This window comes from Methylobacterium sp. WSM2598 (genome assembly GCF_000379105.1).
Classification (GTDB): domain Bacteria; phylum Pseudomonadota; class Alphaproteobacteria; order Rhizobiales; family Beijerinckiaceae; genus Methylobacterium.
In genome coordinates, this window is record NZ_KB900612.1 from 43,050 (window position 1) to 56,215 (window position 13,166).

16 protein-coding genes and 1 pseudogene are annotated in these 13,166 nt (G+C 60.3%); 13 read left to right on the forward strand and 4 right to left on the reverse strand.

Annotated elements, in window-relative coordinates; genetic code table 11:
• The 6 genes and pseudogenes from MET2598_RS43295 to MET2598_RS41935 all read left to right on the forward strand — a co-directional run.
• Positions 1–960, forward strand: a pseudogene (locus tag MET2598_RS43295) (NAD-glutamate dehydrogenase domain-containing protein); the annotation flags it as partial.
• 36 nt (positions 961–996) lie between these two features.
• Entirely contained in the window at positions 997–1,107 is a 111-nt protein-coding gene (locus tag MET2598_RS40385) for an SMR family transporter (protein ID WP_269083051.1), read from the forward strand.
• A gap of 199 nt (positions 1,108–1,306) precedes the next feature.
• Entirely contained in the window at positions 1,307–2,965 is a 1,659-nt protein-coding gene (locus MET2598_RS0135585; protein ID WP_026191122.1) for an acetolactate synthase large subunit, read from the forward strand.
• A 7-nt stretch (positions 2,966–2,972) separates the two neighbouring features.
• Positions 2,973–3,173: an alpha/beta fold hydrolase gene (locus tag MET2598_RS0135590; RefSeq protein WP_236728949.1), complete on the forward strand. Its 201-nt coding sequence runs from the start codon at positions 2,973–2,975 to the stop codon at positions 3,171–3,173.
• A 371-nt stretch (positions 3,174–3,544) separates the two neighbouring features.
• Positions 3,545–4,480, forward strand: a complete 936-nt coding sequence (locus MET2598_RS0135595) for an IS1595 family transposase (protein ID WP_018264107.1) — start codon at positions 3,545–3,547, stop codon at positions 4,478–4,480.
• Between the two features lie 5 nt (positions 4,481–4,485).
• Complete coding sequence (locus MET2598_RS41935) at positions 4,486–4,656, forward strand: hypothetical protein (protein ID WP_157182376.1); 171 nt, start codon at positions 4,486–4,488, stop codon at positions 4,654–4,656.
• A gap of 3 nt (positions 4,657–4,659) precedes the next feature.
• On the opposite strand, the gene MET2598_RS41940 is transcribed toward MET2598_RS41935, so the two are convergent.
• A complete protein-coding gene (locus MET2598_RS41940; protein ID WP_157182377.1) occupies positions 4,660–5,679 on the reverse strand; it encodes a DUF3800 domain-containing protein in 1,020 nt (339 codons plus the stop codon).
• A 381-nt stretch (positions 5,680–6,060) separates the two neighbouring features.
• On the opposite strand from MET2598_RS41940, the gene MET2598_RS0135600 reads away from it, so the two are divergent.
• The 3 genes from MET2598_RS0135600 to MET2598_RS43960 all read left to right on the forward strand — a co-directional run bounded on the left by MET2598_RS0135600 (position 6,061) and on the right by MET2598_RS43960 (position 7,028).
• Positions 6,061–6,309 carry a hypothetical protein gene (locus tag MET2598_RS0135600; protein ID WP_018264108.1) on the forward strand — a complete coding sequence of 83 codons (249 nt, stop codon included), beginning with the start codon at positions 6,061–6,063 and terminating at the stop codon, positions 6,307–6,309.
• A gap of 286 nt (positions 6,310–6,595) precedes the next feature.
• Entirely contained in the window at positions 6,596–6,883 is a 288-nt protein-coding gene (locus MET2598_RS0135605) for a DUF3303 domain-containing protein (protein WP_018264109.1), read from the forward strand.
• 19 nt (positions 6,884–6,902) lie between these two features.
• Positions 6,903–7,028 carry a DUF4113 domain-containing protein gene (locus tag MET2598_RS43960; protein ID WP_084674101.1) on the forward strand — a complete coding sequence of 42 codons (126 nt, stop codon included), beginning with the start codon at positions 6,903–6,905 and terminating at the stop codon, positions 7,026–7,028.
• Between the two features lie 20 nt (positions 7,029–7,048).
• Here MET2598_RS43960 and MET2598_RS40395 read toward each other — a convergent pair whose 3' ends face one another.
• Together MET2598_RS40395 and MET2598_RS0135610 are read right to left on the reverse strand one after the other, a co-directional pair.
• Positions 7,049–7,519 carry a PIN domain-containing protein gene (locus MET2598_RS40395; RefSeq protein ID WP_084674103.1) on the reverse strand — a complete coding sequence of 157 codons (471 nt, stop codon included), beginning with the start codon at positions 7,517–7,519 and terminating at the stop codon, positions 7,049–7,051.
• Complete coding sequence (locus tag MET2598_RS0135610) at positions 7,516–8,649, reverse strand: helix-turn-helix domain-containing protein (RefSeq protein WP_018264110.1); 1,134 nt, start codon at positions 8,647–8,649, stop codon at positions 7,516–7,518. The genes MET2598_RS40395 and MET2598_RS0135610 overlap by 4 nt, the downstream gene beginning before the upstream one ends.
• Positions 8,650–8,855: 206 nt before the next feature.
• Between MET2598_RS0135610 and MET2598_RS41945 the strand changes: the two genes are divergently transcribed.
• Complete coding sequence (locus tag MET2598_RS41945) at positions 8,856–9,785, forward strand: AbiJ-NTD4 domain-containing protein (protein WP_157182379.1); 930 nt, start codon at positions 8,856–8,858, stop codon at positions 9,783–9,785.
• A 65-nt stretch (positions 9,786–9,850) separates the two neighbouring features.
• Here MET2598_RS41945 and MET2598_RS0135615 read toward each other — a convergent pair whose 3' ends face one another.
• A complete protein-coding gene (locus MET2598_RS0135615) occupies positions 9,851–10,471 on the reverse strand; it encodes a recombinase family protein (RefSeq protein WP_018264111.1) in 621 nt (206 codons plus the stop codon).
• 375 nt (positions 10,472–10,846) lie between these two features.
• Between MET2598_RS0135615 and MET2598_RS0135620 the strand changes: the two genes are divergently transcribed.
• The 3 genes from MET2598_RS0135620 (at position 10,847) to MET2598_RS0135630 (ending at position 13,006) form a co-directional block, all read left to right on the forward strand.
• Positions 10,847–11,095: an AbrB/MazE/SpoVT family DNA-binding domain-containing protein gene (locus tag MET2598_RS0135620; protein WP_018264112.1), complete on the forward strand. Its 249-nt coding sequence runs from the start codon at positions 10,847–10,849 to the stop codon at positions 11,093–11,095.
• Positions 11,088–11,477: a type II toxin-antitoxin system VapC family toxin gene (locus MET2598_RS0135625; RefSeq protein WP_018264113.1), complete on the forward strand. Its 390-nt coding sequence runs from the start codon at positions 11,088–11,090 to the stop codon at positions 11,475–11,477. The genes MET2598_RS0135620 and MET2598_RS0135625 overlap by 8 nt, the downstream gene beginning before the upstream one ends.
• A 323-nt stretch (positions 11,478–11,800) precedes the next feature.
• Entirely contained in the window at positions 11,801–13,006 is a 1,206-nt protein-coding gene (locus MET2598_RS0135630) for an IS256 family transposase (protein ID WP_018261581.1), read from the forward strand.
• The last annotated feature ends 160 nt before the right edge of the window (positions 13,007–13,166 follow it).

Below are 13,166 nucleotides of genomic sequence, written 5' to 3' on the forward strand. Positions count from 1 at the left end.
CATGATGCGATCCTCGACAGCACAGTGCCGAACGATCTGTACTTCGACCGAGAGTTGCAGCGCTATTTCCCAAAAGCGCTGCGTGAGCGCTTTCCGCACGAAGTGAAGGGTCACCGGCTGCGCCGAGAGATCATCGCGACGGCGCTCGCCAACATCATCGTCAATCGCGGCGGCCCCTCCCTCGTAACGCGACTTGTAGACAGCACGGGAGCGGACGCGGCGGCTATCGCCAAGGCCTACGCGGTGACGCGGGACGCCTTCGGGCTAATGGAGCTGAACCTCGCGATCGACGGACTCGGCGGGCGGATCGGAGGCCAGGCGCAGCTTAGCCTCTACGCCGAGGTGCAGGACCTACTCGCCAATCGCATCGTCTGGTTCATTCGCAACCTCGACCTCGCGGGCGGGCTATCGCCGATCGTCGCTCGCTACCGCGACGGCGTCGCGGCTGTCGAGACAGCTTTGCCCAAGGTGCTCGGCGGGGAGGCGTGGGCAGCGATTGAGGCAAGAGTGGCGGAGCTGACTGGGGCGGGCATGGCCCCAGCGCAAGCCAGGCGGCTCGCCTCGCTCACTGCGATGGTCTCGGCTCCCGACATCGTACGCGTCGCCGAGGTCAGCGGCCGGCCGGTTGAGGAGGTGGCGGCGACTCACTTCGCTCTCGAGCATGCCTTCCGCCTCGACGATCTTGCCGCCGCGGCGCGGACGGTGGCTGTCGCTGACACATTCGACCGGGTCGCTTTGGAGCGGGCGGTGACGGGGATCGCGAGCGCCCACCGCAAGCTGACGACGGAGGTGATTGCAGACATCGGCGCCGGCCCAGAAGCAGTGTCGGCATGGATCCGGGCGCGCGGCCCCGCGCGTACCCGGATCCGCGACACAGTAGACGCCATCGCCGCCTCGGGGCTCACAGTCTCAAAAACGACTGTGGCAGCGAGCCTGCTCGGTGACCTCGTGCGGAGCTAGACCAATGCGAGGCCACGTCTTCCCTCTCGCTTCCGCCTGTTAGAGCTCGCCATGCGCTTGCTGCCGTTAGGTGCGGCCTACACGATCTGGACAGGGATCAGAGCGGTTGATGCATTCGTCATCGGCATCTTGGTACTCAGGAAGTAGACGCGTTTCATTATAATAAACGCTGCAAGACTGATTGTATCGGATATCATTGTTGCATATAGTGACATGTGCATGCGCGAAACCGCTGGATGTGCCTAAAAGTAAAAGTTTCTTAGCCAAATCATCAGTCGTAGACTTACCTGATAAAATCTTCAACAGGCTCAAATCTGCAGAGTTTTCGAAATAGGGGAGGCTAGATATGTCCAAAGGATCTGATCTTCTTGTTGCCGCTCTCGAGAATGAGGGGGTGGACCGCATCTTCGGCATTCCCGGCGAGGAGAACCTCGACGTCGTCGAGTCCCTGCGCACGTCCAAGATCGAACTCGTCCTCACCCGCCACGAGCAGGCCGCCGCCTTCATGGCCGCCACGCACGGGCGGCTCACCGGCCGGCCGGGCGTCTGCCTCTCGACCCTTGGCCCCGGCGCCCTCAACTTCACCACGGGCGCGGCCTACGCGCATCTCGGCGCCATGCCGATGCTGATGATCACCGGCCAGAAGCCGATCATGAGCGCACGCCAGGCCCGGTTCCAGATCGTCGACATCATCGGGGCGATGCGCCCGCTCACCAAGATGACCCGCCAGATCGTCTCGGCGGCCTCGATCCCCACCATCGTGCGCGACGCCTTCCGGGTCGCCACCGAGGAGCGGCCCGGCCCGGTCCACCTCGAACTGCCCGAGGACATCGCGGCCGAGACCGCCGACGTTGCCCTGGTGCCCCCGCACCCGATCGACCGGCCCGTGGCGGCCACCGAAGCCATCGAGCGCGCGGCGACGATGATCCTCGCGGCGAAGCGCCCGCTGATCATGATCGGGGCGGCGGGCAACCGGCCGCGGCTGGTCGAGCCGCTCTCGGATTTCGTGCGCCGCACCCGCATCCCGTTCTTCAACACCCAGATGGGCAAGGGCGCGGTCACGGGCGGCTCCAACCTCTATCTCGGCACCGCGGCCCTCTCCGAGCGCGACTACGTGCATGAGGCGATCGACAGGGCGGACCTGATCATCTCGATCGGGCACGACACGGTGGAGAAGCCGCCGTTCCTGATGGGGCAGGTCGCGGGCGGCCCGAAGGTGATCCATGTCGGCTACGTCTCGGCGAGCGTCGAGCAGGTCTTCCACCCCGATGCCGAGGTGGTGGGCGACATCGGCGTTACCGTGACCGAACTGGCGGCGCGCCTCGGCGGGCGGCTCGATCCAGATCCGGGCATGCTGCAGCTGCGCCAGCAGATCCTGGAGCGGATCAACGACCGGGCCGAGGAGGACCGCTTCCCGGTGACGCCGCAGCGCCTCGTGCACGACGTGCGGGCGGTGATGCCGGAGGACGGGATCGTCTGCCTCGACAACGGCATGTACAAGATCTGGTTCGCCCGCAACTACCGCACCCACGTGGCGAACACGCTGCTCCTCGACAACGCGCTCGCCACGATGGGCGCGGGCCTGCCCTCCGCCATGATGGCGGCGCTGCTCCACCCTGGGCGGCGCGTGCTGGCGGTGTGCGGCGATGGCGGCTTCATGATGAACAGCCAGGAGATGGAGACGGCTGTCCGGCTCGGGCTCAACCTCGTGGTGCTGATCCTCGACGACTCGGCCTACGGCATGATCCGCTGGAAGCAGGCGGTGGACGAGTTCGCCGATTACGGCATGACTTTCGGCAACCCGGATTTCGTCGCCTACGCCAACTCCTATGGGGCGACGGGCCATCGCGTCACGGCGGTCCGCGACCTGGCTCCGACGCTGGAGGCCGCCTTCAAGGCAGGTGGCGTTCACCTCGTGGCGGTGCCGGTCGACTACTCTGAGAACACGCGCGTCCTCATCAAGGAGCTCAACCATAAGGTCAGCGAGGTTGAACCTGCCGAGTAGACCCTCGTTGTGGAACTACTGGGACGCCATGCGCTGCCCAGCGCTCGTGCTGCGAGGCGAGGCTTCCGATCTCCTGCTGGCGCGGACGGCGACCGAGATGGTGCAGCGACGTCCGGGGACTGAGCTTGTTGAGATCCCGAGCTGCGGGTACGCGCCCGCGCTGCTCGATCCTGACCAGATCCGCCTCGTGGAATGGCTGACGCGATGAGTTCCCTGGTGCGCTTCGCGGCGAGTCCTTGCATGCGGCGCATGGCCAGGTTTGTTGCACCCTCTAGCTATGCACGAATCGTGGGCATGGTGTCCAGATTTTGCTCTTCCAAATTGTTGCAGTGCAGCATAGGAGGTAATCGCGAGATCGCGATGGTGTCGCGGTCCCGCAGCCCTCTGTGGGCGTTTCCTCCCTAGACTTGAGCCGCTCCTGCGGGGGCGGCTCCTTTTCTGGCTGAAAGCACGACTACGGCCTGGGTTGCAATGGCAGCGCTACCAAACAGTTCAACCTGTCTGGCCGTTACGTTTGGCGATATTATACTTGACGTACCCACGCGGGGTGATACGGTAGGCGCATCAAGAGGTTGCGCCATGGCTAAGTCCGTTCTCGACGACGCCCACTTCCATAACGAGGAAGCGGCCTTCGCGTGGGTTGAGGCTCGGGTGTGGCCGGAAGGTCCGATCTGCCCGCACTGCGGCGGCTTTGAGCGCATCGGCAAGATGGGCGGCAGGTCCACCCGCCTTGGCACCTACAAGTGCTACCAGTGCCGCAAGCCCTTCACCGTGAAGGTCGGGACCGTGTTCGAGGCCAGCCATGTGCCGATGCACCTCTGGCTTCAGGCGATGTTCCTGCTGTCGTCCAGCAAGAAGGGCATCTCGTCCAATCAGCTTCACCGGACCTTGGGCGTTACCCTCAAGACCGCATGGTTCATGTCGCACCGGCTGCGTGAGGCCATGCGAACCGTTGGCCTTGACCCGATGGGTAGCGACGGCAATGGCATGTCCGGCATCGTGGAGGCGGACGAGACCTTCATTGGCCGCGAGCAAGGCAAGGAAGTGAAGCGCGCCTATCATCATAAGATGAAAGTGCTGAGCCTTGTTGACCGCGAGAAAAAACAGGTGCGCTCGGTCGTTATTGACGACCTGAAGCCTTCCACCATCGTGCCGATCCTTGAAGAGAACATCGCCAAGGAAGCTTCTCTGCATACCGACGAAGCCAGCGTGTACCTCAAGGTCGCGCCGTCATTCATCGACCATCAGACCACCGCCCACGGGCAGGGCGAGTACGTGCGGGGTATCGTCCACACCAACACCGTTGAGGGCTACTTCTCCGTCTTCAAACGCGGCATGAGGGGCGTCTATCAGCATTGTGACAAGAAACACCTGCATCGCTACCTCGCCGAGTTCGACTTCCGCTACAACAATCGCGTGAAGCTTGGCGTAAACGATGTGATGCGGACTGAAAGCCTCGCCCGTGGTGCCGTAGGCAAGCGGCTTACCTATCGAACGATTGGTGGGAGGGTCTAAGCGCTATGGCCGAAAACGAAAAACCAACCAATAAGAAGCCAGAGAAAACACAGGCCGAGCGGTTCAAAGAAACCGCTCGGGAGGTGGGTGTCGATGAAACCGGAAGGATATTTGAGGAGGCTTTTTCTAAAATCGCGCCCCCGAGAAAGCGCAACAGTCAAAAACATGTAAAATAAAATTCAACCGTCAGATTGTTTGTTGTTTCGCTTTCTTTGAAGATTAAACATCTTAAGTCTGCGTCTCTTTTCCTCCTTGCTGGGAGGGAACAAATCCACGGTTACGCTTAAGTTGATGTCAGAAGTATCAAAGCCGTTCCTTTCCCGTCTAAGCTGATTGAACGCTTCCTGACGAAGCGACTGCTTTTTAAGTGCGGACATGAAGCGATTTGTAATGATATCGCGCCCAATTGCAGTAAGTGTTTGTTCGCTCATGTGAAATTCGTTGGCGCGAGGTCTGGGCCTCCACAACGGAAAATCTTGATCTGGGGTGTTTCTAAGCTTCTGTGACACGTAATGTCGTGCCCACCACGCATGAAGATCGGCCGCTTGCAGTGGTAGTACAAGTTTCTCATCCCTGAACACTGGATGCCCTGAAATAATCGACCTTGCCCGAGGTGGGAAAGTTGACATTATTGTGTCCCAATTTGTGAGAATGAATTTGTCTTTGTCTGGCTGGGTGTCGAATATAAACTCCAGCCCCGGGCAGCCCTGGATAGCCAGCTGGTTAGCCGCAATCGACATCAAAAACACAGCCATAATATTATACATAGAATATGGCTGCTCGTCAGTGTAAACTTTGATTCTTTTGACATAATTCTCTGGGATAAGCATTATTGACGCCGATTGTAGTGGGAAAGAATTTATGACGTCGTAAGCGTCAAGCAGAAATTGATCCCTTCTTTCCTTGGTCCACGTGCGGAATTGGCCGTTGTAACTAGCTGCCTCGCTCATTTTAAAATAATGTAGCCCACTCGCATCAAGCAGCCTCTTCCATCGATCTGCAAAAACAGACCATATGTCAATCAAACCAACAAACCCACCGAGACACGCGACCGGTCTTCCTTCTATGACATCACTGTCATCAATATAAAATTGCAGCATCGCAAACCGCCTTGTATCGCGATCGGCGTAGCCACACCCAAGCGCCCGAACGCGCTCGCTGGGCGACCAGCCCCATTCCCAACCAGAGGAAGCGCTCATAGCACGCCCCGCTGGGTACGTGAAGTATAATATCGCCTTACGTTTAAAGGACGAGGCCAAGCCACTCTCCTGGGTGGCCGAGTCGTCCTGCACGTCTGCCCTATCTGCTCCCAGCGCAACGCGCCGAAGGCAGAGCATCGAGGTTCCTGTGCCTGGTGCGCCTACGTGCCCAATCCGGCTGACGTCGAGCTTGCTCCACCCGCGAGACCGTAGAGAGTCGAGCTCTGCACAATCCTTCACGGACCGCCCAACCCGCCGCCAACCTCAGGCGTAGGCGCCCGGCATGAGCAGCTAAGCCCAGCAGCTTGGCCATGGTTGCGCGATTGGTCGTGGTCCTCCATTACAAGGAACCCCGGTGTGCCAGCTCCGATTTTTGGACCCATGTGGAAGCTCGGCGTCGATATGACGATGCTCGCCGTTGAGGCTCAGACGGTGATCGGCCTGCGCCTCACCAAGATCGCGCTTGGCGGCCCAGCCGCGATGTCGGAAGCGCAGCTCATGGTGAGCGAGAAAGTGCTGGCGGCTGGCGAAGCCGCACTGCAGATCGCGACCGGCAAGTCGCCCGGCCACGTCGTGAGCGGCTACCGACGGAAGGTGCGTGCGAACACAAGGAGGCTGCGCAAGGGGTGAGAACCTCTATGAGTTTTGAGGCGGATCATCAGACCCGAGCTTCAGCGAGGGTGTCGCGCAGAGAGGTAGACCGGGCACACCAGGAGACCGTCAGCGTCCGGCTTTGATTTTCTGACACGCGATCCTTCCAGGCTTAAGGGTATGGAAGATTGTCGTTGCTTGGACATACACGTGCTTCGTCCAACATGGCGGACCTTTCTCTGCCATGTCGGTTTCAGAGCGGTGGCGGGAATACGGCTCGGCCGGGCGGCTGAATCTGCGGCACGAGAGCTCATGAGGCTGACCCATGCTGTTCATGATCATCGAGCGCTTTCAGGACAACGACATGGTGCCGGTGTACCGCCGTGTGCGGGAGGCCGGCCGCATGCTCCCCAAGGGCCTCGAGTACGTCGACAGCTGGGTCGAGCCCAACTTCGCGCGCTGCTTCCAGCTGATGCGCTGCGACGATCTCCGGCTCCTGCAGAAGTGGGTGCTGAGCTGGCGCGGAGCCGGTGTGACGTTCGAGATCATCCCCGTCGTCCCGAGCAAAGACACGCGGGAGGTCATCACCCCCTTACTCGACAAGCCGGACTGACGATGAACACGGGCGAAGAATGGAATGTGTGGACCAGCTCAATGCGCGCTACGGGCGCGACCGGGTACGGTTCGCGTCCAGAGGCACCGACCGCCCTTGGAAGCTACGAGCGGCGTTCCACTTACCGCGGCACATCACGCCATGAGATGGATTTTGCCAATATACTTAGAAACGCCAGTTTTGCTCTTCCATAAATTCCTGAATAGACATGCACTTGACGCCAAAATGTCGGCAAATGTTGGGAATTTTCGTGCCATTTGGCTTGAATACCTCTGTGGTGACGACCGTTCGGCCCTCAGTATGCGCCTTAGCGATCACAAAGGGGTCGGCCATTCGGCCACCCTTTAGGAGTTTCTGCTGTTCAATGTTGTACTGGAAATGCTTTACGGAGTAAATCTGCGTGATGAAGGCAGCCTCTTGAGGGGAAGGCACCGCGAAGACTTCGCCGTTATCAGCAACCCAGGTGCGTAAGACCTCGATAGAGCTGTCTGCAATCTCGCGTGCGATCTCGCGCACCGAAACAATCTCGCCGTTCGCAATCAGCTCATCGAAGTTGTCCCATAGAGTTGGAAAAACCGATCTAAAATAATTCTTAAACAACATCGAAAGTGGACCGTTGTCGAAGACGTAACTCATGCAGCCGCACCACGGATGAACCGCTCTTCGACGGCAGAGAGGCTCTTCGGCTTCACATTTAGATATTGAGCAAGTTGACTCTCCGAGATGCGGTCCTGATGAAACGCGCTCAATGCTATGCTGATATATGCCCTGCCCAGGTAGGCGAACATGTTGTTATAGTAATTTCCTTTACCGCCTTCTTTGCGACCCTCGGCCCAGTTCTTGATGGCAGCCTCATAGGCGGTGCGTGTGACTTCTCCAGCGTCGACAAAGCGCCTGAATATGCTTTCCCGGCTGACATGGTACTGAGATGCGAGCTGTGCCGCCGTTTGCTCGTTAGCAGGAAGCCCCTCCCGCGCTTGCGCAAACTCCGCCGCCGGGAGTAGAAATTCAGCAGCAAAAGCGTTGCAGATGACCTCGATACGCTTTGAATTGTCCGAGTTGGTTTGTAGCTCTTTGAAGCTGTCAATACCGCTCGTCTGAAAGAGCAGATGCGCGAGCTCGTGGAAAAGCGTGAAGATTTGTCGGTTTTTAGCGTTGGTGTTGTTGATGTAGATAATGGGAAAAACAGGATCAGTAAGGCAAAAACCTGAGAATTCTGGCGCCTGGAAAGCGTCCTTAAACGTGAATAAGCCAACGTCCTGAAGGACGGTGCGCCACTGCTTGAGCGCAACCTCGCTTGATGCCCAGCCCTTCTGCGTCTCGATGCTCACACCGAGGTAGTCGCGCACCTTCCGCGCCATTTCCTCAACGGGCTGTTGAACCTTGAACGCCAGGTCGCGGGTAATCAGCCGTGGAGCGGGGTTCACCCCATTGCACAGCTCGCCGATGTTGAGCTGAAATGCCTTCGCCTTACGTAGATTGAGGCGCATCCTGCTTGGCAGTTGATCGATCACCGCATCCGGAAGCGTGCGGAAAGTTTCTTCTATGCGCGGCGTAGCAGGCGGCTCCGGGAAGAAGAAAACCGCTACCGGGACCTTGAGCTTGTCGGCCAGGTTCTCCAGCTGCGTGTAAGTTGGACCACCCTCTCCTGCCTCCCAATCCGCGTAGTTGCGGAACGTCGCAGTCAGATCGGCAACGCTCAGCCCGGCGCGCGAACGCGCCCACTGAAGGACGGAGCGTGTGACCTGAAACTGATCCCGAGCCATGGTGTTCTATCTATGTTCTCATTAGCGTATGGCGCAACAGGCATCGTATGCAACTCTTAAAGCTTGACCATAATTTCGTCATCCACACGCTGCGCGCCTGGCGCCACACACTGCGGGTTTGCGGTGGCGCCTGTAGAGGTTCGGTTGAAGGTGCAACCTTCGCCGTGCTGGTGTAAGTAGTTGCTGATGCAAAAGCCGGGTGCCTCGTGATCTTCAGTCAGCGCTACCATCATGCCTTGAAGGATGGAAAGCTCGTGGTTGCTATCCCAGAGGATGCTCGCCGCAAAATCTATACCTGCTTGGAGAGCTACAACTCCTCAGTTAGCGTACAGCGGGACCCCAACGACAACTGGATTTCCAATTCTTCTGTATTCGAAGAAACCGTGCTTGATCTAATCCGTGAGCATGGTTGGGATGACATTCCTGAAATGTCCGCTACCAATGAATATAATTACTACGATGCGTCGAAGCACATCATCAGAAATCTCGGCGGTGGGGTAGTTTTTGATTACATTGAGTTGGCAATGCCTTATATGGGAGATATCGATCGTGAAAGCTGCCGGATTAAGATCAATCAAATATTTGATGTGCATCTTTGTCCTTGGCGCCTGGCCGATGGCGAGTTCTTCAAGCTGGACGCTGATTTCGTAGGCGAGCGGCTGACGGCGACCGCGCACGATGCGCTTGCCGCCAACCGCTTTGTTGGAGCTGCGCAGGAGTACGCTAAAGCCCGGCAGGAATTAGCCGCGGGCGACGTGAAGGATAGCATCTTCTATGCTGCGAAGAGCTTTGAAAGCGTCCTGAAAGTTCTAACCGGACAGCCGCAGATGAATGTTGATCAACTCGTAAAGAGCATGGTCGCACAAAATTACTTTGATGATCTGCCTGAGACGATGCGTGCAGGATTTGCCGACCAGGTACTAAAAACCCTACCATTTCTGCGCAACAAGCTTGCAGGCCATGGACAAGGCGCCGACATTGTGGAAATTCCTGCCGTCTACGGTGAGCTTGCTTTGCAGCTTGCGGCGACTTTGCACAATCTTCTGATCTCGAAGCACTTGGAGCGCAACCCGCCACCGCCGCCGAAGCCGACCGACAACAGCATGAGCTACCTGGATGACGACATTCCGTTTTAAGGAGCGCTCAAAACTCACAAGTTATGAGCGTTGTTGGCCGCGTCATACACGCCGACCGAAGCCGCTCAGGATGGCTGGCGCCCAAGCAGCCTCAATCCATCTGGTCGGAGCTGCCCCTTGGCGTCGACATGACGATAGAGTGTTTGCCGGGTGACCCCGAGCTCAGCACAGAGGGCACTCACCTTCGTCTCCGGCTGACCCATGGCTGCCTGAGCCAGCCGCAGCTTCGCAGGGGTCATCTTCGGCTTGCGACCGCCCTTGCGCCCCCGCGCCCTTGCCGAGGCCAGCCCCGCCTTCGTGCGCTCGACGATCAGCTCGCGCTCGAACTCGGCCAGGGCCGCGAAGATGCCGAACACCAGGCGACCGTTGGCGGTGGTGGTGTCGATGTTGGCGCCCTGCCCCGCCAGAACCTTCAGCCCGACGCCGCGGGACGTGAGCTCGTGCACGGTGTTGACGAGGTGGCGCAGGTCGCGGCCGAGGCGGTCGAGCTTGTAGATCACCATGGTGTCGCCCTGGCGCAGGGCCTTGAGGCAGGCGTCGAGCCCGGGCCGGTCGTCGCGCTTGCCGGAGGCGTGGTCCTCGTAGAGGCGCTCGCCCTCGACGCCGGCCTGCGCGAGGGCATCGCGCTGCAGGTCGGTGACCTGGGAGCCGTCCGCCTTCGACACCCGCATGTAGCCGATCAGCATCGTTCCTCCCCTCGCTCCGTCCTTCTCCAGCCGCGATCACATCGTCACGCAAACGGACGTTAAAGTGACAAACAAAGCGCGGCCGCTCCGAGCGGTTAGAACGTGTCACGAAGCTCGTCACTCTGTCTATGATCGGCAAACGGGAGTGGAAGAGGAATTTGTGACATGACAGTTCGGATGAGTCTGGCTTGAGTGACCCTGTCCGTAGTTCGACCAGCATGCGGACCGACGCGGCCTAGTCCCGACAAGCACCTCCAAATGCACCACTGCAGCACCACGGTGCATTGAAGTAAAAATGCTCGGATCGGCCTTTCTGCACCGACATCGGATTGCTACACTCTCGGCGAGCGTATGGCCTAGGAACGGGATCTCGGCATGTCAGCGGTGAAGGGCAAAGTGGTAGAGGGCGGTCGTATCATCGTCCCGGCCGCCATCCGCCAGAGCATGGGCCTGAGCAAAGGCGATACCGTGTTCATGGAGCTGCACGGCGACGAGTTGCGCATCCGGCCCGCCCGCTCGGCCCTGCGCCGGATCCAGGCCAAGCTGCGCGCTCTCGCACCGGCAGAGGGCTTGGTGTCCGACGAGCTGATCGCGGAGCGCCGCGAGGAAGCTGAGCGTGAGTAAGCGAGGGTACGTCCTCGACGCCTCTGCCCTGCTCTGCCTGCTATTCGACGAGCCGGGAGCGGATCGCGTCGAGGCCGTGCTGCACGACGCCTGCATCAGTGCGGCGAACTACGCCGAGGTGATCGGCAAGTTGGTCGACCGCGGCCAAGCAGCCGAGGAGGCGGTGGCGGACCTGCGCGAGTTGGATCTCGACGTCGTGCCGCTTGATCGCGTGCAGGGCGAGGCCGCAGGGGCCTTGCGAGCCACCACGCGCGAAGCGGGCCTGTCGCTCGGGGATCGTGCCTGCCTGGCGCTCGCGGCGAGCCGCGAGGCTGTGGCTGTCACCACCGATCGAGCTTGGAAGAAGCTGAAGGTTGACGTCAGCGTCGAGGTTGTTCGTTAGGAGGCCCGGCAGCACCAGACAGCCCGCCATTCGCATAAGGCGAGCGTATGGAACCGATGTCTCTGCTCGGCGCCAGTCGTCCAGTGATCCGAAGCAGTGCAGGTACTAGGTGTGCAGTCCCGGAGTGTGATGGTGCATCATCGGCGCTGACGCGTTTTGTGGAGGATGCACTATGGCAGGAGTTCTTCACGGCAGCGCCCGAACGGGTAGCGTCCACGGACGAGGTGTAATTTTCAGGGGGTCCGGGGTGGGGCTTGGAGTGGCCATCGGAGCTGGCGGCTAAGGTGGAGTTTGCGGACTTCAACCCGAGCCAGGAGCACCCGATGACCGACGACAGAGTGGCACTGATCGAGGCGCTGCAGAAGGCCGACGACGGCAACTTCCTGCGCAGCCTCGCCGAGACCGTCCTGCAGATCCTGATGGAGGCAGACGTGGAGGGCCTGATCGGGGCGGGCCGCTACGAGCGCACGGGCGAGCGCAGCACCTACCGCAACGGCTACCGCGAGCGCAGCCTCGACACGCGGCTGGGCTCGCTCAACCTCAAGATCCCCAAGCTGCGCACCGGCAGCTACTTCCCAGGCTTCCTGGAGCCGAGGAAGACGGTCGAGAAGGCGCTGGTGGCGGTGATCCAGGAGGCGTGGATCGCCGGCGTCTCGACCCGGCGCGTGGACGAGCTTGTGCAGGCCATGGGCCTGTCGGGCATCTCGAAGTCGAGCGTGTCCAAGCTGTGCAAGGACATCGATGAGCGCGTCACGGCGTTCCTGACGCGTCCGCTCTCTGGCGCGTGGCCCTATCTGTGGCTCGACGCCACCTACCTGAAGGTGCGTGAGGGCGGGCGCATCGTGTCGGTGGCCGCCATAGTCGCCGTAGCGGTGGACACCGAGGGCCGGCGGGAGATCGTCGGGCTGCACATCGGCCCATCCGAGGCCGAGGTGTTCTGGACCGACTTCCTGCGCAGCTTGGTCAAGCGCGGGCTGTCGGGCGTGCAACTCGTGATCTCGGATGCCCACGAGGGTCTCAAGGCCGCGATCCGCCGGGTGCTCAAGGCGACGTGGCAGCGGTGTCGTGTTCATTGGACCCGCAATGCCCTGGCGTATGTGCCGCGCGCCCAGCAGACGATGGTCGCGGCGGGCCTGCGTCACGCCTTCCAACAGACGGATCAGGCCGCGGCCCGCGCTGCGCTCCACCAACTCGCCGAGCAGCTGCACACCCGCTGGCCGAAGCTTCACGGCTTCATCGCCGAAACCTGCGAGGACGTTCTAGCCTACATGACCTTCCCGGCCCAGCATCGCAGTAAATTGCATTCGACAAACCCGCTTGAACGCCTGAACAAGGAGATCAAGCGACGCGCTGATGTGGTCGGGATCTTTCCCAATACCGACTCGATCCAGCGCCTGATCGGCGCGGTGTTGCTGGAAGCCAACGACGAGTGGCAGCTGCAGCACCGCTACATGCAGGTCGAGGGCATGGCCGGCCTCACGTCGGCGTTGATCGAGGAGGCGATCACTCTTCCACCGCAAGCCGCCTGACCGATGGCCGCTCCAACTCCACCCCGAAAGTCCACCTCATTGACGGACGTGACCCCCGAACGACGCCGCGTGTTCGAGCCGAGCTCCAAGCGTCGAAAGAAAGTAGCCGCGCCCTTGCCGCCCAGTACGGCTTGAACCCGAAGACGGTCGCCAAATGGCG